This window comes from Sphingomonas oligophenolica (assembly GCF_039522915.1).
In the GTDB taxonomy this organism is placed as follows: domain Bacteria; phylum Pseudomonadota; class Alphaproteobacteria; order Sphingomonadales; family Sphingomonadaceae; genus Sphingomonas; species Sphingomonas oligophenolica.
This window is the reverse complement of record NZ_BAAAEH010000009.1, coordinates 108293-128655: the sequence shown is the minus strand read 5'-3', so window position 1 is coordinate 128655 and position 20363 is coordinate 108293. Positions and strand designations below refer to the sequence as shown.

The following is a 20363-nucleotide window of genomic DNA, read 5'->3' as shown; positions in this document are numbered from 1 at the left end:
ATGGCGCATCATGTCCATCGGCATGCGCGGCTGGGCTAAGGAGTTCTGACTAATGGGACTTGGTATTCGGCTTCAATCTCGATGATATCGAACAAGCAGCCCCCGTTTTCGCCGAGTTCCTGGTCGACCGGGGCGATGGCTTTGATTGGGTGGATCGTGTCAACCTGCACCGTCTGGCGGCCGCGACGCGTCGGCTCGTTGTTCGACACCTCATCGTCGGTCCAGCCCGATCCTTGGGCAACCACAGCTGAGCGGGTCGGCCCGAAAGAGGCTGAGGATCGGCAATGCGCGGTCTTGCTGAAAAGATTTTCTGGAGGGTCGATCAATCGCTTGGCGCGTAAGCCGAGAGATCCTGGCGATACTTCCTGTTTCCTGCCCATTTGATCCGGTCCTCCTTTTCGACCGACCACGGCTAGCATGGACGAAGTCTCATGGTATGGGACTGGCAGAGGGGTAGTTTCGCCGGATGTCCAGTCTCAGTCGCATGTTGGGGATTCTGGATCTGTTCGATGTCGGTCGTCCATTCTGGACCAGCGAACAGATCATGGAGACGACCGGGTTCAGTCGGCCCACGACGTTCCGCTATCTGAAGGAATTGCGGCAGAGCGGTCTGCTCGCACGGTTCGGCGGCGGCTATGTCCTGGGTGCAAAAGCGGTGAAGTTCGATTATATCATCCGTCAATCCGACCCTCTCCTGCACCTGTTCCAGCCGATCCTTGCCCGACTTTGCGATGACACCGATTGCGGGGTCATCCTCGCGACGCTCCTCGGCGAGGAATTCTTCTCTACCGTGTACGAGCAGAACGATAGTGCGACAGTGAACTGGTCGCGGGGCACTCCAATGCCTCTGACCCGTGGCGCCGGAGGACTGGCGGTGCTTGCGGCCGTTCCCGCGCCCTTGCAGAAGCGCCTGCTGGCAAAGGCCGGGCTGGAGGGAGAGGCGCTCGCCAACCTGAAGACAGAGCTCAAGATCGTCGCCAAGCAGGGTTATGCCGTCTCACTCGGTGCGCTCGACCCGAACAACGCGGGGATTGCGGTGCCTGTCCTGCTGGCGGGCGTGCCGCCGGCCGCCCTTGTCCTGGTCATGAGCCGAAAGCGGTTCCAGACAAGCGACCTGGCGATCATCGTCGATCTTCTTCGCCGTGGACGAGCCGACATGGTCGCCGCGTATAATTCGGTAGACACCATGCCAGCGAAAACGGTGGAGGGCGATTGCCGATAGCCCGCCTCGACTCCAGTGGAGTGGATGGGGAGCGTTCGACCTACGCGGAATCCGCGCGGCCCGTCGGAACTCAGGATGCTGTCCCGAAACGACGAGGGTGCCCCCATGCCGGATGATTTTAGTCCGCTTGCCGACGACGAATGGCCGGCTGCGTTAGATGCAATGCGCGACGGCTTCGCGACCCGCCTCAATGTCTACCGCGTCATGGCGCATCATCCGGCGCTGTTGAAATCCTGGGCCCGGTTTCGGGACCATGTCGTGCTGGACAACAGGCTGGACCGGGCGTCGCTCGAGATCGTCATCCTGCGTACCGGCTTCCGACGGGATTCGCGCTATGAGTGGATGCAGCATGTCGTGCGGGGACGGGGCGCAGGTCTGGAAGATCGACAGATCAAAGGCGCGGCGCTGGCGCCCGAGCAGGCGGCGTCTGCAACGGACGCGTTGCTGATGCGATGTGTCGATGCTCTGATCGACACAAACCGACTTCCCAAGGATTTGCAGGCAGCGCTCTGTACCGAGTTCGGTAAGGAAGGCGTCCTGGATCTGATCGCAACCGTCGGCATGTACTCGTTGCTTGCCTACATGCTGGAGAGTTTCGAGACGCCGATCGATGCCGACATCGCGGCAGCGCTCGAGCTTGACCCGCTGACCACCTGAACTGTGGTAGCGGACCGTTTTTTGGCGCTCGATAGTCTGAAATGTCACCGCCGCCTGCCGCGGAGCAAAGCGCTCGCCTCTGGGGCGGGGCTCTCGGCCCGCACGGCGGCAGGCCCAGCGATCAACCGCGGGAAATAGGGAGACGGGGAACAAATGATCCGCGTCTCGAGCGGAATCCGGACACTCCTCATTCCCGCCCAGCGCAACGGTCCGGTCGACCCACGCCTCTGCACGCAGGCGTCCGATTAGATCCGTTGGACAGACGGAATCCGCTCGCCGCCCGGCGACGAAGCGCGAAAGCGGGCTCGACTCTGCTGCCTGCGGGGGGGAGGCATGAGGCGGATAGTCGTTACGTCCGCGCCAACCCTGACCATCGCCCTGTTGGTCGCGCACCTCGCCAACACTAGGCTCATTCTCGTTTCGTCAGACGATGGTTGCGATCGGCGTTGACATCGAGACAATAAATCTAATATATCTCGTTATTAGAGACTTTGACTGTTTTCTGATATATATCGGCAGCGCCAAGCCCGCAAGCGCACGCGCCTTGCCGCGCGCGCGGGCAAGGCGCGTGCGTGGAGGCTTCAGAAGGCGGGCACCATCTCACGATGTATCTTTGGAGAGGCGCTTATGAAGCTGACGAGCCTGAAAGATGGCGGCCGCGATGGCACGCTTATTGTCGTAAGCCGAGACCTATCGACGGCCGTGCAGGTCGCGAACATAGCCGGCACGATGCAAGCCGCGCTCGACGCGTGGAGTGAAGTGGAGGCGGGCCTTCGCAGCACCTATGACATGCTGAACGACGGCCGGCTCGAGGACGCGTTTGCGCTGGATCCCGCGGCGCTCGCAGCGCCCCTTCCGCGCGCCTATCAGTGGTGCGACGGCTCCGCCTACCTGTCCCACGCCGAGCTCGTACGCAAGGCCCGCGGCGCGGAGATGCCGGAGAGTCTCTATGTCGATCCGCTCATGTATCAGGGTGGCAGCGACACCATGCAGGGGCCTCGCGACGACATCGTGCTTGCTGATCCGGACTGGGGTCTGGACTTGGAAGCGGAGATCGCCGTCATCACCGATGACGTTCCTCTGGGCACCAGCGTGGATCAAGCAGTTGACCATATCAAGCTTATTACAATCCTCAACGATGTGAGCCTGAGACTGCTGATGCCGGCGGAACTGGCGAAGGGATTCGGCTTCTTCCAGTCCAAGCCCTCGACGGCTTTCGCGCCAGTATTCGTAACACCCGACGAACTGGGGAGCGCCTGGAACGGCCGTCGCCTGGCTCTTCCGATCATGAGCCACGTCAATGGTGAATTGCTCGGAGCGCCAAACGCTGGCGACGACCTGGACTTTGATTTCGCGACGCTGATTGCCCACGCGACCAAGACCCGCTCGCTCGGCCCCGGTACGATCGTCGGTTCCGGGACGGTCTCTAATCGTAATCGGTTGGCCGGCTCTTCCTGTCTTCAGGAGAGACGGATGATCGAGAAGATCGAAACTGGCGAGTTCAAGACGCCGTTCCTGCAATATGGCGACACGGTGCGCATCGAGATGTTTGATCCGCAAGGGCGGACCATCTTTGGTGCGATCGAGCAAAAGGTGGTGCGGCCATAGTCGGCTGCTCCGCCGCCCTTACTCTGGAAAAAGCGGCTGATAATGGAATTGAAGAGCCTCGGCTATGTGGGCATCAGGTCGACGTCGATTGACGATTGGCGTGCTTTCGGCCCGAACTTCCTCGGACTCCAGCTGGTAGATCGGACACGGTCAAGCCTTGCCTTCCGGATGGACGATCGAAAGCAGCGCATCATCGTCGCTTCGGACGAGCGGGACGGCGCGGACGTCTTTGGATGGGAGGTCGAGGATTCGGCAGCGCTTCGCCAGCTGGCTGACCGGCTGTCGAACGCCAGTGTCGATGTCACCATCGGAACTGCGGCACTGGCGCAGGAACGCTATGTCCGCGAGCTCATCACGTTCAAGGATCCGGTCGGCAATCGCATCGAGGTGTTCCACGGACCTGTCGACAATGATGACATGTTCCAGCCGGGACGAGCCATCTCGGGCTTCCGGACTGGATCGCTCGGCATGGGACATGTGGTGCTGACGGTCGTTCGGATTGACGATGTCATGCCCTTCTACGTCGATCTGCTGGGATTCAGGTTGAGCGATTTCGCGTTGCGGCCGTTCAAGGCATATTTCTTTCACCTCAGCGCGCGCCACCACAGTCTCGCCTTCATCGAGACCGGCCATAACGGCGTACACCACCTGATGATGGAACTGTTCAGCCTGGACGATGTCGGCCAAGCCTATGACATCGCACTGGGCGAGGAGGGGCTGATCGGGGCGACGCTAGGGCGGCACACCAATGATTTCATGACATCCTTCTATGCCCATACGCCGGCGGGATTCATGGTGGAATATGGCTGGGGTGGCCGGGACATCGATGTCGAGACTTGGCAGGCATGCGAACTGGTGCATGGGCCGAGCCTCTGGGGTCATGATCGCACATGGCTTGCGCCGGAGCCGCGGCAGGAGGCCCGGGACATGCGTCTGCGCGCCGCAAGTCTGGGCGTCCGACAACCCGTGCAGGTCATGACGGGGAACTTTGATCAACTCGCTGGTGCCTGTCCTTGGGTCGATCCGATGCGCGTTCGTGCGTGACAGGCACCTGGCGGGCGGATCGTTGAAGGATGGAGGCGATTTGTCTAGCCTTGCATGACGGCAGGCGGGCCGATCTTTGAAACGCGGACAGCGCCTGGAGTCCGACAGTACGGCGAAGAGGTGGATGGAATCGTGGGGAACGAACGGATTGCCGGCGCATCGAGCATCAGCAAAGCCTTCTCGATCCTTGATCTGTTCAGCGCTGAGCGGCCAATCTACACTGCCGACGAGATCACCGCCGCCCTCGGGTGCAGCCGCCCCCAAGGCTACCGATATATTCGCGACCTGTGTCAGGCAGGCTTCCTTATCAGGTCGGCTTCCGCATATCGTCTCGGAGCGCGCGCGATCGAGCTCGACTATATCGTTCGTCAGAGCGATCCGTTGTTGCGCGCCGCAGGTCAGACAATGCGGGAGATCTGCGAAGAAAGCGGCTGCGATGTCTTGCTGACAAGTCTGGTTGGCGATCGCATCATCACGATCCACCACGAGCGCGGTACCGACCCAACCACCGTGAGCTATAGCCGTGGCCGGGTGCTGCCGCGCTTCAGTGGAGCGGGTTCCAAGGCCATTGTCGCCGCGCTTCCGCTCGGTCAACAACGCTCATTCTTCCATCAATTCCTGCCGCTGGAGAGCCACTCCTCGCTGGGGAGCACCTGGGAAGAGGCGCGAATCGCACTGAAGGATATCAAGCGACGCGGGATCGCAATCTCGGAGGGCGAACTTGAGCCTGAAAATGTGGGGATCGCGGCAGCGATCCCGGTCGAAGCGTCAGGAACCTATTCGAGCCTGGTGCTTGTTGTGGGCGCGGCGCGATATCGGACGACCGATCCGACATCGATCGCGCGCCTGGTCAAGGCGGCCGCCCTTCGGGTCGCAGACCAATTACGCGCGGCGCCACTGCCGCAGATCGCCATCCGCTCGGCCGGATAGACGGATGCCGCGACATGCCGAGGGCGCCCGGCAAGAGTTCGCAATTTGCTATATTCTCACAATGAGATCCTTTGTCTATTGACGCCCTGCCTTATCGGCTATTATAAAACGGCATTGTCTCACTATGTGAGTAAATATTGCCGGTCGGTGTTAACTGACGGCGGGTGGATCGAGGATGTGACGCGAGAGGCTGGCCACCGCGGCGCTGCTGTGCTCCCGGACAGCGCAAGGCTGTTCGTTCGTCCCCGCATTTGCCCGCAGTTTCGCTTGCCGAAGAGGCAGGATGCATCGCGCTCAACAGAGACCATCAGTCAGGCAGGTGACCAAATGACAAAGGAAACGCCGACGAGTACCGACGATCTCGCATCTCAACTGCAACTGCTCCTGGACGAGCGGGAGATAACACGTCTTCTCCTGGCTCTTTCCCGAACGGTTGACCAGAAGGACTTCATCGGTCTCGCCTCGCTATACGCGGTCGACGGAGCGCTCATCACGCCGCGCGGCACGCACCGCGGCCGCGCCGGCCTTGCCGAATTCGTCGCCAAGGACATCGGGCATTACGCGGCGCTGCATCATATCAGCGCCGCGCATGACATCAATATCCATCCCGGCGCAGAAACGGCGTCCGCGCGGATGACGCTGCATGCCACGCATGTCAGCGATTCTGCCGCGATGGCGTTCGATACCGTCGGCGGGTTCTACGATTTCCAGCTCATTCGGGAGGATGGCCAGTGGCGCATCAAGGAGAACCGAATTCACCCGCAATGGCATTTCGAGGTGCCTGGCAGGACGCCTGTCACCCATCCCGGCAACGAGCGCTAGCGGCGACCTCTTCGCGGCCTGGGCTGGCCGTCGCGGCGTGAGCAGAGTTCCAATCCCAGCGCGTGAAGTGAGAATGCCATGACCCTGAGATCGCTCGTCAGATGCGGAGCGCTGATAACGATGGAGCCGCATTCGGGTCCGATCGGCCCTGGCGCCATATTGATCGATCAGGGCCGCATCGTTGATGTGGGGAGGGAGCTCCATGCCCCCGACGCCAGCGTCATCGATGCAAGCGATATGATCGTGCTGCCAGGCTTCGTCGATACGCATCGGCACACATGGCAGTCGTGCCTGCGCCATCGATGCGTCGACATCCACCCGACCGTACAGTATTTTCAAGAAATGATGTTCAAGCGCGGGCCGCGCTACAGGCCCGAGGACGTCTGGATCGGCAACTATCTTGGCGCGATCAGCGCACTGGAGTCGGGCATAACGACCATGCTTGATTGGTCGCAGGTCCAGAACTCTCCTGAGCATTCGGACGCAGCAATCGACGCGCTTCGGCAGTCCGGCATCCGCGCGGTATTCGGCCATGGCTGGTCCCTCACCGACCCGAACTACCGGGCCGCCGGGAGCACACTCGGCCACCCGAGAGACATCGTGCGCCTCCGCCGTGAGCATTTCGCATCGGACGATGCGTTGCTGACGCTGGTAATGGCGGGGCGGGGCCCCGAAATCGCCGACACGGCGACCTGGCAGGCGGATCTGGCGCTCGCGCGCGAGCTTGGCATCCGGTCCAGCATCCACATGGGCGCGCATGCCTTTAATGGCGCGAAACGCGGCATCGCCGCGATGAACGACCATGCGCTCCTTGGGCCCGATCTGACATTTGTCCATTGCAACTCGAATGGCGACGATGAGATCCAGATGATCGCTGACCACGGCGTGACGGTATCGCTTGGTGTCAATGTTGAGATGAATTCCATCGGGATCGGCGATATCCCGCTGGATCGCTTCCTGTCGGTCGGCGTTCGCCCCAGTCTCAGCGGCGACACGGAGACGCTTGGGAGCGCCGACATGTTCAGCCAGATGCGATCGGCGCTGGCTTTCTACCGGTCCTTTGTCGGCGGCGGCCATTCGAGAGCGAAGAATGCGCCGGAAACCATCACGACCGACGATGTCCTGGAATTCGCAACGGTTCAGGGCGCCAAGGCGAACGGACTCCTTCACAAAGTGGGAACGATCGCCGTCGGGAAATCGGCCGACATCATCATGCTGCGGATGGGAGACCTCAACCTGATGCCAGTCATCGACCCGGTAGCTTCCGTGGTCTCGGGCGCCCATGCGGGTAACGTCGACACGGTCATGGTGGCGGGCCGGGTGCTCAAGAAGGACGGGAAAATGGTCGGTGTCGACGTTGCGGACGTCAGGCGGCGCGCGACGGAATCCCAGAAGTTCATTTTGCAGGATTGAGCTTCTTTTTTTGGCGGAACCTTTCGAAAACGACATGCCGGGAGCGAGCCATGCGGATTGAGGCCGATCTACCCTATGCCAGGACAGGCGGTCACGACCTGTGCCTGGACCTCTACTACCCCGAAAGCGGAGCGCGTGAAGGCGAGGGCCCTGAACGCAATGGCGTTGTTCCCGTCATTCTCTATTTGCACGGCGGCGGGTGGGCGCGAGGTGACAAGCGCGACTTCGTGGAGGCGCGGCTCCACAAGGTCGTGGAGCGCGGGATCGCTGTGGCCTCGGCGAACTATCGCCTGCTGCCGGACGATCTTCACCCCGCTCAGATCCATGACGCCAAGGCCGCTGTCCGCTGGCTGCGCGCCAACGGCGCGGCCAGAGGGCTCGAGACCTCGCGCATCGGAGCCTGGGGAGCGTCGGCCGGCGGCTATCTGGCGACGATGCTGGGGCTGACCGCCGGCGACAGCGACCTCGAAGGCGACCTCGGCCCACATTGCGGAGTGTCGAGCGCCGTCCAGGCGGTGGTGACGTGGTTCGCACCCTTCGATCTGGTCGGGACGAGCCGCCGGTCGTGGCTCGAACGGCAGGCGGCGTCGCGCGTCTATGCACCGGCATTGTTCGGACGTGAAGAGATCGAACGCGGCGATGCGATAATCGACGCGGCCGATCCCTGCCGGCGTGTCCACGCCGCAGCACCCCCTTTCCTGATCGCGCATGGCGACAGCGACCGCATCGTTCCGATGAGCGAAAGCCTGCAGATGCATAACGCCCTTGCGCGCGAGAACGTGGACGCGACGCTTTGCCTGATCGCCGCCGCCGGTCACGAGGACGACCGGTTTCATAGCCGCTCCAACCTGGCGATGACCGCCGCCTGGATCAAGGCGATGTTGAGTCGATCATAGTTCGCCCTCAGTCGGCGGCTGTGAAGCCCGGCGACAGAGGTCGGAAGGCCTTCGAGCGACTCCCCCGGTTCGGCAATGACGGCGCATGCCAATTGATCGTGGCGCCACGTCGCTTCCAGGCGAACGATTGCCGTCACGCGCTTTGTCGCCGCTTGCACCGCTGGCTCTACGGAATGGCCGAAGTGCCAAACCGAGCCGGCCTCTGATAAATGTTCAAAATATCATAATATGCAACAAAACGTATTGCGTCCGTTAGTTGCTAGCGATATTGATCGTCACAATCGCACAAGACGAGAAAATTGGGAGAGATGAGGATGGGCACGGGAAGCTTGAGGACAACCGGCGCTCTGCGCCTTCTCCTGATCGCCGGCGCGAGCGTCGCCGCGATTCAGTCTGCCGCGGCGCAGGAAGCGGCGACAGAGTCCGCCATCGCAGTGCCGGTCGCGACGGGCGACGAGAAGGCGGGCGTGGGGGACATCATCGTCACGGCGCGACGGCGCTCGGAGAATCTGCAAAAGTCTTCGCTGGCAATCGATGTCGTCAGTGGCAATGACCTCGCCCGCGCCGGCATCACCAACGCAACCGATCTGAACCGCGTCGCACCTACGGTCCTGATCGGGCAGACCGGCAGCTTCACGCAGGTCTATGTCCGCGGCGTCGGGACGAGTTCGGCGAATCAGTTCGGCGACCCGTCAGTGACGTTCAACGAGGACGGGGTGGTGATCGATCGTCCCAACATGATCGGTCCGGTCTTCTACGACATCGCGCGGGTCGAAGTGCTGAAGGGCCCGCAGGGCACGCTTTATGGCCGCAACGCGACCGGTGGGGCGGTCAACGTCATCACGGTTGCTCCGACGCAGACTTTTGGCGGTTTCGCCAGCGGGCAATATGGCAACTACAACAATTATATCCTGACCGGCGCGCTCAACGTGCCGTTCAGCGATACGCTGGCCGTCCGCGCTTCCGGCCAGTTCCAGGGCCACGAATCCTTCCTGAGCGGTGGCTATCCTGTCGGCAGCCATTACCGGGCCACGCGCAGCAAGGCGGGTCGTCTTCAGATGATGTGGCGCCCCACATCGGACATCTCGCTGCGGTTGATCGGCGAGGCCTCGCACGAAGGCGGGCCGGCTGACAATTTCGTACTGACCAATCCGAACGAACCGAACAGCGACCCATGGCTGGGCGCGTTCAATCCTGAAGCCAACGCCATCATCACCGCTGCGGCGCCACTCCAGATCCTGCTGCGCTCGGATGACAGCAACATCGACAAGGACCTGTGGAACGTGGGGGCGGAACTGAACTGGAATCTCGGCTTCGCCACGTTGACCGTGCAGCCCGCTTATCGCGACCTGACGCTGCACGCCACGTCCTATGGCGGTGGCCTCAAACTCGTCTATGACGAGAAGTCGAAGCAGACGAGCGTTGAAACGCGCCTCGCCCATGACGGCGCGTCCCTGAAATGGCTGGTGGGCGCGTTCTACTTCAACAACGACCGTACCGTTAGAAACTTCATCGACTCAAATCCGGTTTCGCAGCGCGCGCTGCAGGTTTTCCCGGAGATCGGCAGCGAGAGCTATGCGTTCTTTGCCGACAGCACCGTCTCGCTGGACCCTTCGCTGCGTTTGCTTGGCGGCATTCGCTATACGCATGAGCGCAAGATCGTGCAGGGCGTGCGAACCGATCTCGACAACACCCCGACCAACAACTTCGTCCTGAACGACTATGCCACGTACAATGAGGTGACGTGGCGCGGCGGCATGGAGTTCGACGTCGCGCCCCAGTCCATGGCTTATGCGACGGTGTCGACGGGCTTCAAATCCGGAGGCTTCTACACGGCGATCTCTCCCGGAAACGACTACAAGCCCGAACATCTCACCGCCTATACGCTCGGCATCCGGAATCGCTTTCTCGACAACAAGCTGCAAATCAACCTCGAAGGCTTTTACTGGAAGTACAAGGATAACCAGCAGAGTGCGATCGGCTTCGACGGGCAGGGCAATATCGCCTTCGTTACGTATAACGCCGGTAACGCGACGCTGTACGGCTTGTCCGCTGACATCGTGGCGCGTGTTTCAACCGCGGACACGCTGACGCTGAACGCTGAATACAACCACTCTCGGTATGACAGCTTTTCCTATGTGGTGCCCTTCATCTTCAACCCGGCCTCGACAGGCTGCTCGGTTGGACCGATTTTCGCGCCTCCGGCCGGCGGCCTCAATCGCCGCATCGTCGACTGTTCGGGCTTTCCCCTGCCACGCGCCCCTAAATTCGTCGCCCGCGGCGGCTACGCGCATGTCTTCAGGCTCGATGACGGGTCCACGGTCACGGCCAATGCGGTTGGAAACTATCAATCGAGCAAATATCTCTCGATCGATTATGTGCCGGCGGCGCTCGCCAAACGCACCTTCACGGCCGACTTCGACCTGGACTTCGTATCGTCCAACAAGCGCTTCTCGGTCGGTGCCTTCGTCCATAACCTCACGAACGAGGCGGTCTATACGAGTGGCGGTGAGCACCAGCAGATCGCCAATGTCTATTATGCGTCGATCAACCCGCCGCGAACCTATGGCGTGCGGGGGCAGTTCAGCTTTTGAAGGATGCCCGGGCGACGGGTCGCGCCATCGCCCGGCTTCGACAGGCCAATGACATGATCCGATATCCATCCACCGCGACCTTGCCCGAAAGGGGCCAATCATGAGGTTCGGCGTCCTGCTCGACAGGAGAAGCGCCGGCACTCGAGGCCTGTGCGAGCGCATGGCCGCACAGGCGTGAGGATCAACCGGAGCCAGCTCGACCGGTTGCGTGACCGTGCCCGGCAGGATGTCGAGGCAGGGCTTGAGCATGGCGGGGTGGAGGGTTGCACATTCGCCATCGGCCACCGGGGCGAAGTCCTTTGGGAAGAAGGGTTCGGCGCCGCACGTGCCGACACGCCGATCCTGCTGCTGTCGATCACCAAGACCGTCGTCGAGGCGGCATTGTGGGCGCTTTTCGGAAAGGGTCTGAGCCCCGAAACACCGGTGGTGGAGATCATCCCGGAGTTCATGGGCGGCACGCAGCCGGGCATCACGATCGCCATGATCGAGACGCATCTTGGTGGGTTCGCCTGGCACCGGATGGACCATGCCGAGATGGTTGATCGCGCTTCGCGCCTCGCTGCCTTCTCCGGGTGGCGGCTCGATCGAGCACCCGGATTCTACGAATACAACCCGGTCAATGGTGGCTGGGTGCTCGCCGAGATCATCGAACGCGTGTCGGGCGAGGACTATCGCGTTTTCCTCAGGACGCGCGTGCTCGAGCCGCTGGGTCTTGCCGGAGTCGGCGGCGTCAGTCTCGGCGAACCGGTATCGGAGCAGGAGCGCGTGCTGCTCCACCGCAACTACATGTCGGGATATACGCCGGATCCCGCGCTCCGGATGCCCATGGCGCACGGCCTGGATACCAGAGCCGGGCTGGCATTGGGGATGCCGGGGGCTGGCGGCGTCGGGACGGCGGCCGGTGTGGCGCGCCTGTACCAGGCGTATCTGCATAATCCGTCGGGTCTGTGGGACGCTGGCATCCTGGCCGACGCACGCGACCGCGTTCGCGTCGAGGCACCGGATGCCGCCGGACGACCGATGCGACGGAGTCTCTCCTTCGTTCATGCGGGCAATGCAAACGCGCGCTATGGCGAGCGTACCTTTTTTGGTCCGAACGTGTCGGATCGGGCTTTCGGGCATCAAGGGCAGGGCGGTCAGATTGCCTGGGCCGATCCCGCCACCGGCCTGTCCTTTGCCTATCTCACGAATACCGTCGTGTTTCCGCCGGGCGGCTGCTTTCATCCAAGAGCGAGAACCCTTTCCGCTTTGGCGGCAAATATTCTTGCATGACGATACTGTTGATATTTTGCTGCCGATATGAGTGATTTTCTGCCTTTATAGTCTCGTAAAATGAGATAATATAAATTATGTAATAGCCCGCCACCAGTGCGGCGGCGTTAGGCAGTCCCAAGTCGCCGTTGCGCGGTGCGGGACGAACGAGGAGCCAAGGTCTGATGTGTGAATTCGACGCTGACGTGGTGATTTCCGGTGCCGGTCCATCTGGCCTGATCGTGGGCGCCGAAGCCGCGCTTGGGGGCGCCAAGGTCCTGATTCTCGAGAAGCGCAACGGCCCGACCTGGTCCCGCGCCGGAACGCTGGCCCCACGGGTGATGGAAATCTTTGCTTCGCGGGGCATTGCGGATGTGTTCGTCAAACGTGCCCTTGAACTGCACTCAGACCCCTATTCCCGCGACGGCATCTGGGCAGGGCTTCCGCGTGGCAGCAGGGCGAATATCGACAGCGATTATCCTTACGTGATGATGTTTCCGCAGCTCGAGACTGAAAGAATCCTGGCGGAGCATTTTCGTTCGCTGGGCGGCGACATCCGGTTGAATTCAGAGGTTGCGGGCGTTGAACAGGACGCCGACGGTGTAACGGTCACGTACAATGATGAAGGCGGCGAGAAGCAGGTTCGCGGTCGATACCTTGTCGGTGCCGATGGTAATCGCAGCGCCGTCCGGGAGGCGGCCGGCATCACGCGGACAGGCACGCCTGCCAGGCGCGTAGCGGTAAACGTCGACGCGTTCGTGGAAAATCCTTACGACAAGCCGCTCACCGTCTCGCATAATGAGAACGGCTGGGCGATGACTTATCCTCTACGAAACGGCGTAACGCGGTTCGCCTTCATCGACGCAGCGACGATGAACGAGACTCCTGACCGGCCCCTGGAGTTGGAGGATGCCAAAGCCATGCTGCGGCGCGTGCATGGCACGGACTACGGCATCACCAAGGTCGACGCGATAAATCGTTTTCACGATGCGCTTTATATGGCTGATCGCATTCGCGATGGACGGATTTTTCTGGTCGGCGAGTCGGTGCGGGTACACTATCCAGCCTCGGGCGTAGGCATGAATTTCTGTATCCAGGACGGCTTTAATCTTGGGTGGAAACTTGCTGCCGCAGTGACCGGCCGAGCGCGTGATGGGCTTCTTGATACATATGTCACGGAGCGCATACCGGAAATCAAAGCATTGCTCGATCAGGTTCAAGTTCAAACCGCGATACAATTTGGCTTCGACCCGGAACATATCGCGCTGAAAGACTTTATCGAGCATCAGGTTCTGTCGAGTCCTGATATCAGCAGGAAGATATCCGAATATCTTTCCGGTCTGACTGCGCACTACCCGTCGCCTGAGGGGAGCGCGGAAATCGTCGGGCAGCGGCTGGCAAATCTTACGGTGACGAACACAGCGGGGGGCGAGGCCAATATCTTCGAGCTTCTTCGCGGGCAGGATTTCCTGCTGATTGACCTGACCGGCAGGGCGGAGCTTCCCGCGGTCGATCCAGCCATGCGGCTGAAGGTGGCGGCGGCTGAAACCGGCGATCGTGCGGCGCTTGCCGGTCTGTCGACGCTCCTCATTCGCCCGGACGGCCATGTCGCCTGGGCAAGTGACCGCGCGCTCGATGAACATCGGCCAGAGGCGGAGATCCGTGAATGGCTGAACCTGACATCCGATCGACCGGTCCTCCTCGCTTCCGCAGCGACCGTGGCAGCCTGAGCGCGTGAACGTCCGTCCGGAGATGCGTTTGGCCGTGCCGGCTGCTGCAGGAAGCCCCGGCCCCGCGGATGGGGCGCGGGCGCGCTCAGCCAATCCCTATGTCACGCTCGGCATCGCCATGATCGCGGCCATGTTCGATGGTTATGACGGCCAGGTGATAGGCTTTCTGGCGCCGGCGATCGGCAAGGACTGGTCGTTGCCCAGGTCAGAGTTCGGCGTGATCTTCTCTGTTGGTCTCGTCGGTCTCATTCTGGGTGCCATGCTTGTCGCTCCCCTGGCCGATCGGCTCGGTCGGCGCGCGATTGCCATAGCGGGAGCGACTGTCGCGGCCGCCTTCACGTTGCTCAGTGTCTTCGCGGCCAACCCCACGCAGCTCGCACTGCTCCGCCTGATGACGGGAATCGGTCTCGGCACGCTGATGCCGATCCTTGTCACGATCGTCCACGAGGCGGCGCCGCCGCGCCGAAGCGGGATCTTCGTCACCTTCCTGGTGACAGCTTTCCCCTTCGGAAGCGCGCTCGGTGGTTTTCTCGTTGCCTGGGGGCTGCAGCATGGCGGATGGCGTGACATCTTCCTCGCCTCTGGCCTGGCTGCCTCATTCTACCCGATCCTGTTCTACGCGTTCCTTTGGCCTGCACCGCTGCCGCCGCGTGCTGCAGACGCCCCCGCGAGGAAGATGACCGTCACCGGACTGTTTCGCGGTACATGGTGGCGGCCAACGATCCTGCTCTGGATACTCTTCTTCACATCGCTCCTGAACATCTACACGCTGGCCGCCTGGATGCCGCTGCTCCTGGAACGGGGCGGTCTCGGTACAGTGGAGGCAGTGCGCTACGCGTCCATCCTGGGTGTCGGCGGAACGATCGGTGGCATATTGCTCGGCGTCGCAGCGGAACGGCTCGGTGGCATGGTGCTGGCAATTGCCTATGTCGTGGCCGCCGCCGCCCTTATCGGGATCGGGCTGACTGGCGGATTCGGGATGATCTTGACGGCGTTGATAGCGACTGTCGGCGTCGCGATCGTCGGCGGCCATGTCGGCAACAGCGTGTTGGCGGCTCGCATCTATCCGGCATCGATGAACGCGACCGGCGTGGGCTGGGCGCAGGGCCTGGGCCGCGTCGGATGCGTGGTCGGTCCCATGGCGGTCGGCGCGGCCGTGGCGGCCAATGCCACCAACACCAGCATCTTCCTTGCCAGTGCGACAGTCGCCGTGGCGGCCGCGCTCGCGGCCTTCGGGCTGGCCGTCCAGGCACGAGGCAATACATGATTGCCTCTCCCGTCTATCCGCATGATTTCTACTCGGACGCGTTCATCCCCGACCCTTATCCACATTATCGTGAGATGCGCGACCTGGCTGCGGTCGTCCATCTACCACAGAAGCAATCGGATCTGGTACGCGCCAATTCCTGGTTGATCCCGGCGGGGCTGCAGGAGGCGATGCGGCTCGAGACTCCGATCCGCGCCTTCAGCCGGGTGGCGGCGGAGGACACGGCGGTGGGTGGCGTGACGCTCCGCCGGGATGCTCGGTGCTGCTCGTCTACGCCTCCGCCAATCGCGACGAACGGCGATGGGAGTAGGCGGAGCGCTTCAATATCCACCGAAGCCGCAACAGGAGCGGCTCGGGTTCGGGGCGGGCGTAGATATGCGCGCGGGCATGCACCTCGCCCGGCTCGAAATGCTGTGCCCGTTCGAAGTATTCGTGCGCCGGATCGTCCGGTTCCAGATCGGGAAGATCGAACGCACGCCGCACCAATTGCTGCGCAGCATGGACCGAGTGGCGGTCCGCATCGTCGAAGCGAGCTGAACGGCGAAATCCGTCGGTCGCGGAAAAGCCATGGCAAGAAGAGGTACGGAGATCCACATGATCGATAAGCCGGGCGCGAGGTTTTCCCATGGCACGGTAGAGGTGTTCGGTCACGAGGTTGGTCATGCGAGTGCCGGCAAGGGGATCGACACGCTGGTCATCTGCCCGGGTTCCGCCGGATCCGATGTGAGCTGGGCCAAGGACATGCTCGCGGAACGGATGCGGGTCGTCGAGCTCAATCCGCCGGGATGGGGCGGAACACCGCCGCTCTCGCACAAGATCGATCAGCGTGATCTTGCCGTCGTGCTGGCTGCGGCGGTCGAGTCACTGGGCATCGATCGCTACCATCTTCACGGCGCGTCGATGGGCGGCGTGACCGCGCTGTGGCTCGCCGCGCAGTTTCCCGAGCGCGTTCGAAGCCTCTCGCTGGAAGGCGGGATGAATTTCGTTCGCCCCGAGAATCTGGTCAGCCTGGAGAACGCAAAGGCGCTCGCCGACATGGTCGCCCGGAACGACCCCGAGGGAAGTGGATATCCGCGCGCCGCGCCGCATCCACGCAAACCCTGGTCGGACGATGAATATATCCGCGGGCAGATGCGCAAGCGCATCCCGATGATGCGCCGGATAACGAACCTCCATGAAGGCGAGCTCGAGCGGCGCGTGCGCGGGCTCGGCCTGCCCATCCTGGTCCTGCTGGGCGATCATGATGAGCTGCTCCGTCCCAATCACCTCGACCGCTGGCACGAAGTCTGCCCCGCCGCCTCGACAATGCTGGTGGAAGGCGGTGCCCACGACCTGCAGAACACCGAGCCGGAAAAGTTGACCCAGGCCCTGCTGGCGCTGCACGCCGCCGCCGGGCCGGTGCGTTAGCATGGCCGGATCTCCTCCTCTTGCCGGCCTCAAGGTGCTGGAACTCGCGCGCATTCTCGCAGGCCCTTGGGCTGGCCAGGTGTTGGCAGATCTCGGTGCCGAGGTGATCAAGGTCGAAAGCCCGGCAGGCGACGACACGAGGACATGGGGGCCGCCTTTCGTTTCCAACCCGGACGGGAGCCGCGATGCGGCCTATTACCACGCGTGCAATCGCGGGAAATCGTCCGTTGTGATCGATTTTGCCACGCCTCAGGGTCAGTCCGAGGTTCGACGGCTGGCAGCGGAATGCGACGTCCTGATCGAGAATTTCAAGGTCGGCGGACTTGCGAAATATGGTCTCGACTATGCTGCACTGTCGGCGCTCAACCCGCGCCTCATCTATTGCTCGATCACCGGCTTCGGCCAGGACGGCCCCTACGCCTCGCGTCCGGGGTATGATTTCGTCGTCCAGGGCCTGAGCGGGATGATGGACCTCACCGGCGAACCCGACGGGGCGCCGCAGCGTACCGGCGTCGCGATGGCTGATATCACCACCGGTCTCTACGCGGTGATCGCCATCCAGGCTGCACTGATCCACCGCGCGGTATCCGGACGCGGCCAGCACATCGACCTGGCGTTGTTCGACACGATGATCGGCATCCTTGCCAATCAGGCCGCGAATTACTTCGCCAGCGGCGTCACGCCCCCGCGCGCGGGAAACGCGCACATGAATGTATCGCCCTATGCAGTCTTTCCGACCAGTGACGGCTGGATCATCCTGGCGGTGGGGAATGACGGCCAGTTCCGGCGCTTCTGCGCCGTCGTAGGCCTCGCCGACGAGGCAGGTGACCCGCGTTTCGCTACCAATGCCGGGCGGATCGACAATCGTGCGCCCCTGTTCGCTGCAATCGAGTCAGCGACAAGATGCTTCCCCCGTGACGATCTGCTCGAAAAGCTCGCGGCATCCGGCGTGCCGGCCGGCCCGATCAATACGGTCGAGCAGGCGCTGAACCACCCGCAGGTGATTGCGCGCAAGATGGTCGTCCCCGGCGTACGTATCGCCGGATTGCGCACGCCAATCCGATTTTCGGACTCGGCGCTCGTGCTCGGACGTCCTGCGCCGCGGCTGGGCGAGCGCCAGTGATCCACTCAGGGTAGCGCGCCATGGGCCACATCGCCGCGTCGGAGCAGGACATCCTCTCCAACTACAAGCTGCTGACGGGCCTGGTCGTACCGCGCCCCATCGCCTGGGTGACGACGCTCGGCGAAGCCGGACAGGTCAATCTTGCGCCGTTCAGCGCCTTCACCTTCCTGTCATCGGCGCCCCCGATCATCGGCATCGGCATTGGCGGGCACAAGGATACGGCGGTCAACATCGCGCGCACGGGCGAGTTCGTCGTCCATATCGCCAGCATGGCCTTTCTCGAACCGCTGCATCAAAGCTCGATCGAACATCCGCCGGAGGTCAGCGAGGTCGATCTTCTGGGGCTCGCGACGGTTCCCAGCCGGATGGTCGCGGTGCCGACGCTCGCGGGTATTCCCGCAGCACTCGAATGCAAGCTTCACAGGGTCAGTGATTATGGCCGGCTCAACGCCAAGTTCATCGCCGGCGAGGTCGTCAGCTTCTTTGTACGCGACGACCTCCTGCGCGAAGGGAAAGTGCAGACGAGCGAGCTCGATCCTCTCGCCCGGCTGGCGGGTCCGAGTTACAGCGGTATCGGCGAGCCGATCGTCAAACAACCACTCAACCCGCCACCTCGGGAACGCCCTGACCCGGCCATCGCGCCAGCTGCGCGGACCCGCGGAATCAGCCGTCGCACCACGCCATGATGCGACGCGTCGATCCCGACCTTTCATGCCGAGGTGGAGAAATCCAGGGGGACATATGCAGAAGATCATGATCGGCGTCGGCGCCGCAGCGTTCAACTTTCTTCCAGTCTTCCTCGCGCAACATCTGGGCTACTTCGCCGAACTGGGGATTGGGGTCGATGTGAGGCGCACCGGTTCCACCGATGCTGCGACAAAGGCTCTTCTGGGTGGCGAGATAGCTCTTGGCACCCTGTCTGGGCTTTGCGTTGGGTGACCATATCATTCTCGAGCGTACCGAGTTGCACCACGCTGCCGGCTTCACCTGCCAGCTGAGGTAAGATCGGGGCGGCTACATTGGCGATGAGTTGTTTGACGTCAAGACGCTGGACCAACCCGAGCAAACGCGCTCCCGTAGAGAACTTGGCCCAGGTGCTTACCTCCAGCTGACGGCGAATTATGCGCCATCAAAGAGGGGATCAAAACATCTAGGTGAAGTTGATGGCACCGGGGGCTCGAACCTCGAGGAGTTCGCGCTGGCGACCCGCGGATTCCCGGAAGTGCTGGATTGTTTCGTGCTGTGGGGGAACCGTGGCCTTCATGCTCCGCATCGTCGCGGGGGATATCGAAGCCTGTGAGAAATCCTTCTTCCAAAGGCTGTCGCGGGAGCCCGGTGTCCAGGATATCAATTCTATGGTCGGCTTTTCCGAGATCAAATCGACGACCGAGTTCCCGCTTGATGTCTGGGATGGTTCACCTGCTCCGCGGCGGCCCGGCATGTCAGCGGGCGGGCTGTGCGCCCACGGGTTTCATCAGGCCGCGGGACTGCAACCACCAGATGAACTCGTCGAACCAATGGTCGCTGCTCGCGCCCTGCTGCGTCATGCCGAAGCCGTGCCCGCCGCGCTCGTAGATATGCAGTTCGGCAGATCGGCCGGCCGCCTTCCAGGCATCGTATAACGAGACGGGGTCGTTTGGCAGGAATTCGTCGTTCGCGGCCGTGGCGATAAAGGCCGGGGGCGCGTCTTTGGGAACCGGCGTGCGCAGGGCGCCATAGATCACACCGACAAAGTCGGGGCGCCCTGCCGGGTCGCCGATGGCGACGTCGACGGCGGCGAAGGCACCGGCGGAAAATCCGATGAATCCGACGCGCAAGGGGTCCAGGCCCCAGCCCGCCGCCCTGTCGCGCACGATCCGTACCGCTCGCGCGGCATCCTTTACGGCGCGTTCCTCGCCGGCAAAGCGGGGCAGTTCCGAGGCGCTCGCGTCCATCGCGCGCGCCATCACGCCGCCCATCGCCTTCATATGCTCCGCCTGCATTTCAATGGGGTCGGCGGGCGTCTGCGACAGGCGGTATTTAAGGACGAAGGCGGTGATCCCCTGCTGCGCGAGCCGCCGGGCGACCGCGGTTCCCTCATTATCGTAGACCAGCGTCACGAACCCGCCGCCGGGGGCGACGATAACGGCGATGCCATTGGCCGTGCCGGGGGCGGGCTTGAAGATTTCCAGCGTCGGTTCGCTGACGTTGCGAATGTTGATCTGGCCGTTCTTCTGCAGATCTTCGCGTATCTCGGGGACGGGGAGCGGGGTAATGGTTCCCTTCGGATATAGGGGCAGGATTTCGGAGACGCTCGCCGGGGTGGCCGGTTGCGCCGTCGCGACCGCGCTGCTCGCCACCAGGGCCGCAAAACCCGCGCACAGTATCGCGCTCTTGTGCCGTGTCATCATGCTCACCCT

Annotated in this window: 19 protein-coding genes; 16 read left to right on the top strand and 3 right to left on the bottom strand. The window is 62.5% G+C overall.

The window, feature by feature from the left end; all coding sequences use genetic code 11:
- Nucleotides 1-35 precede the first annotated feature (35 nt).
- A complete protein-coding gene (locus ABD050_RS06765; protein WP_343888491.1) occupies nucleotides 36-380 on the bottom strand; it encodes a hypothetical protein in 345 nt (114 codons plus the stop codon).
- Between the two features lie 104 nt (nucleotides 381-484).
- Between ABD050_RS06765 and ABD050_RS06760 the strand changes: the two genes are divergently transcribed.
- The 12 genes from ABD050_RS06760 to ABD050_RS06705 all read left to right on the top strand — a co-directional run bounded on the left by ABD050_RS06760 (nucleotide 485) and on the right by ABD050_RS06705 (nucleotide 15434).
- Nucleotides 485-1222, top strand: coding sequence for an IclR family transcriptional regulator (locus ABD050_RS06760; protein WP_343888490.1), 738 nt, complete (start codon nucleotides 485-487; stop codon nucleotides 1220-1222).
- 162 nt (nucleotides 1223-1384) lie between these two features.
- Nucleotides 1385-1879 carry a carboxymuconolactone decarboxylase family protein gene (locus tag ABD050_RS06755; RefSeq protein ID WP_343888489.1) on the top strand — a complete coding sequence of 165 codons (495 nt, stop codon included), beginning with the start codon at nucleotides 1385-1387 and terminating at the stop codon, nucleotides 1877-1879.
- 627 nt (nucleotides 1880-2506) lie between these two features.
- Nucleotides 2507-3487 carry a fumarylacetoacetate hydrolase family protein gene (locus tag ABD050_RS06750; RefSeq protein ID WP_343888488.1) on the top strand — a complete coding sequence of 327 codons (981 nt, stop codon included), beginning with the start codon at nucleotides 2507-2509 and terminating at the stop codon, nucleotides 3485-3487.
- A gap of 42 nt (nucleotides 3488-3529) precedes the next feature.
- The gene (locus ABD050_RS06745; RefSeq protein WP_425542416.1) at nucleotides 3530-4531 is read left to right on the top strand and encodes a VOC family protein; all 1002 of its coding nucleotides are present in this window, start codon (nucleotides 3530-3532) and stop codon (nucleotides 4529-4531) included.
- A 54-nt stretch (nucleotides 4532-4585) separates the two neighbouring features.
- Nucleotides 4586-5461: an IclR family transcriptional regulator gene (locus ABD050_RS06740; protein WP_343888486.1), complete on the top strand. Its 876-nt coding sequence runs from the start codon at nucleotides 4586-4588 to the stop codon at nucleotides 5459-5461.
- Between the two features lie 327 nt (nucleotides 5462-5788).
- Nucleotides 5789-6283 (top strand): nuclear transport factor 2 family protein, encoded by a 495-nt coding sequence (locus tag ABD050_RS06735; protein ID WP_343888485.1) that lies wholly within the window; start codon nucleotides 5789-5791, stop codon nucleotides 6281-6283.
- Between the two features lie 78 nt (nucleotides 6284-6361).
- Nucleotides 6362-7696, top strand: coding sequence for an amidohydrolase family protein (locus tag ABD050_RS06730; protein WP_343888484.1), 1335 nt, complete (start codon nucleotides 6362-6364; stop codon nucleotides 7694-7696).
- A 50-nt stretch (nucleotides 7697-7746) separates the two neighbouring features.
- Complete coding sequence (locus ABD050_RS06725) at nucleotides 7747-8592, top strand: alpha/beta hydrolase fold domain-containing protein (protein ID WP_343888483.1); 846 nt, start codon at nucleotides 7747-7749, stop codon at nucleotides 8590-8592.
- Nucleotides 8593-8906: 314 nt separating this feature from the next.
- Nucleotides 8907-11186 carry a TonB-dependent receptor gene (locus ABD050_RS06720; RefSeq protein ID WP_343888482.1) on the top strand — a complete coding sequence of 760 codons (2280 nt, stop codon included), beginning with the start codon at nucleotides 8907-8909 and terminating at the stop codon, nucleotides 11184-11186.
- Nucleotides 11187-11360: 174 nt separating this feature from the next.
- The gene (locus ABD050_RS06715; RefSeq protein ID WP_343888481.1) at nucleotides 11361-12458 is read left to right on the top strand and encodes a serine hydrolase domain-containing protein; all 1098 of its coding nucleotides are present in this window, start codon (nucleotides 11361-11363) and stop codon (nucleotides 12456-12458) included.
- A gap of 164 nt (nucleotides 12459-12622) precedes the next feature.
- A complete protein-coding gene (locus tag ABD050_RS06710; protein WP_343888479.1) occupies nucleotides 12623-14167 on the top strand; it encodes an FAD-dependent monooxygenase in 1545 nt (514 codons plus the stop codon).
- Nucleotides 14168-14201: 34 nt separating this feature from the next.
- The gene (locus tag ABD050_RS06705) at nucleotides 14202-15434 is read left to right on the top strand and encodes an MFS transporter (protein WP_343888478.1); all 1233 of its coding nucleotides are present in this window, start codon (nucleotides 14202-14204) and stop codon (nucleotides 15432-15434) included.
- Nucleotides 15435-15704: 270 nt separating this feature from the next.
- Here ABD050_RS06705 and ABD050_RS06700 read toward each other — a convergent pair whose 3' ends face one another.
- A complete protein-coding gene (locus tag ABD050_RS06700; protein WP_343888477.1) occupies nucleotides 15705-16097 on the bottom strand; it encodes a hypothetical protein in 393 nt (130 codons plus the stop codon).
- Between ABD050_RS06700 and ABD050_RS06695 the strand changes: the two genes are divergently transcribed.
- The 4 genes from ABD050_RS06695 to ABD050_RS06680 are packed head-to-tail and all read left to right on the top strand — an operon-like array spanning nucleotide 16074 to nucleotide 18903.
- Nucleotides 16074-16841, top strand: coding sequence for an alpha/beta fold hydrolase (locus ABD050_RS06695; protein ID WP_343888476.1), 768 nt, complete (start codon nucleotides 16074-16076; stop codon nucleotides 16839-16841). The genes ABD050_RS06700 and ABD050_RS06695 overlap by 24 nt on opposite strands.
- Nucleotide 16842: 1 nt before the next feature.
- Nucleotides 16843-17964, top strand: coding sequence for a CaiB/BaiF CoA transferase family protein (locus tag ABD050_RS06690; RefSeq protein WP_343888475.1), 1122 nt, complete (start codon nucleotides 16843-16845; stop codon nucleotides 17962-17964).
- Nucleotides 17965-17984: 20 nt separating this feature from the next.
- The gene (locus ABD050_RS06685) at nucleotides 17985-18650 is read left to right on the top strand and encodes a flavin reductase family protein (protein WP_343888474.1); all 666 of its coding nucleotides are present in this window, start codon (nucleotides 17985-17987) and stop codon (nucleotides 18648-18650) included.
- Between the two features lie 55 nt (nucleotides 18651-18705).
- On the top strand, nucleotides 18706-18903 hold the full coding sequence (locus ABD050_RS06680; protein ID WP_343888473.1) for an ABC transporter substrate-binding protein: 198 nt from the start codon (nucleotides 18706-18708) through the stop codon (nucleotides 18901-18903).
- Nucleotides 18904-19406: 503 nt separating this feature from the next.
- Here ABD050_RS06680 and ABD050_RS06675 read toward each other — a convergent pair.
- Nucleotides 19407-20354 (bottom strand): alpha/beta hydrolase, encoded by a 948-nt coding sequence (locus ABD050_RS06675; RefSeq protein WP_343888494.1) that lies wholly within the window; start codon nucleotides 20352-20354, stop codon nucleotides 19407-19409.
- Nucleotides 20355-20363: the final 9 nt, after the last annotated feature.

Excerpts from the sequence above, each read along its gene's own strand:
- ABD050_RS06675 (WP_343888494.1), bottom strand. The coding sequence starts at position 20,354 with ATGATGACACGGCACAAGAGCGCGATACTGTGCGCGGGTTTTGCGGCC.
- ABD050_RS06755 (WP_343888489.1), top strand. The coding sequence starts at position 1,385 with ATGCGCGACGGCTTCGCGACCCGCCTCAATGTCTACCGCGTCATGGCG.
- ABD050_RS06730 (WP_343888484.1), top strand. The coding sequence starts at position 6,362 with ATGACCCTGAGATCGCTCGTCAGATGCGGAGCGCTGATAACGATGGAG.
- ABD050_RS06750 (WP_343888488.1), top strand. The coding sequence starts at position 2,507 with ATGAAGCTGACGAGCCTGAAAGATGGCGGCCGCGATGGCACGCTTATT.
- ABD050_RS06745 (WP_425542416.1), top strand. The coding sequence starts at position 3,530 with ATGGAATTGAAGAGCCTCGGCTATGTGGGCATCAGGTCGACGTCGATT.
- ABD050_RS06680 (WP_343888473.1), top strand. The coding sequence starts at position 18,706 with ATGCAGAAGATCATGATCGGCGTCGGCGCCGCAGCGTTCAACTTTCTT.
- ABD050_RS06710 (WP_343888479.1), top strand. The coding sequence starts at position 12,623 with ATGTGTGAATTCGACGCTGACGTGGTGATTTCCGGTGCCGGTCCATCT.
- ABD050_RS06720 (WP_343888482.1), top strand. The coding sequence starts at position 8,907 with ATGGGCACGGGAAGCTTGAGGACAACCGGCGCTCTGCGCCTTCTCCTG.
- ABD050_RS06700 (WP_343888477.1), bottom strand. The coding sequence starts at position 16,097 with ATGACCAACCTCGTGACCGAACACCTCTACCGTGCCATGGGAAAACCT.
- ABD050_RS06765 (WP_343888491.1), bottom strand. The coding sequence starts at position 380 with ATGGGCAGGAAACAGGAAGTATCGCCAGGATCTCTCGGCTTACGCGCC.
- ABD050_RS06740 (WP_343888486.1), top strand. The coding sequence starts at position 4,586 with ATGACGGCAGGCGGGCCGATCTTTGAAACGCGGACAGCGCCTGGAGTC.
- ABD050_RS06690 (WP_343888475.1), top strand. The coding sequence starts at position 16,843 with ATGGCCGGATCTCCTCCTCTTGCCGGCCTCAAGGTGCTGGAACTCGCG.
- ABD050_RS06685 (WP_343888474.1), top strand. The coding sequence starts at position 17,985 with ATGGGCCACATCGCCGCGTCGGAGCAGGACATCCTCTCCAACTACAAG.
- ABD050_RS06760 (WP_343888490.1), top strand. The coding sequence starts at position 485 with ATGTTGGGGATTCTGGATCTGTTCGATGTCGGTCGTCCATTCTGGACC.
- ABD050_RS06725 (WP_343888483.1), top strand. The coding sequence starts at position 7,747 with ATGCGGATTGAGGCCGATCTACCCTATGCCAGGACAGGCGGTCACGAC.
- ABD050_RS06735 (WP_343888485.1), top strand. The coding sequence starts at position 5,789 with ATGACAAAGGAAACGCCGACGAGTACCGACGATCTCGCATCTCAACTG.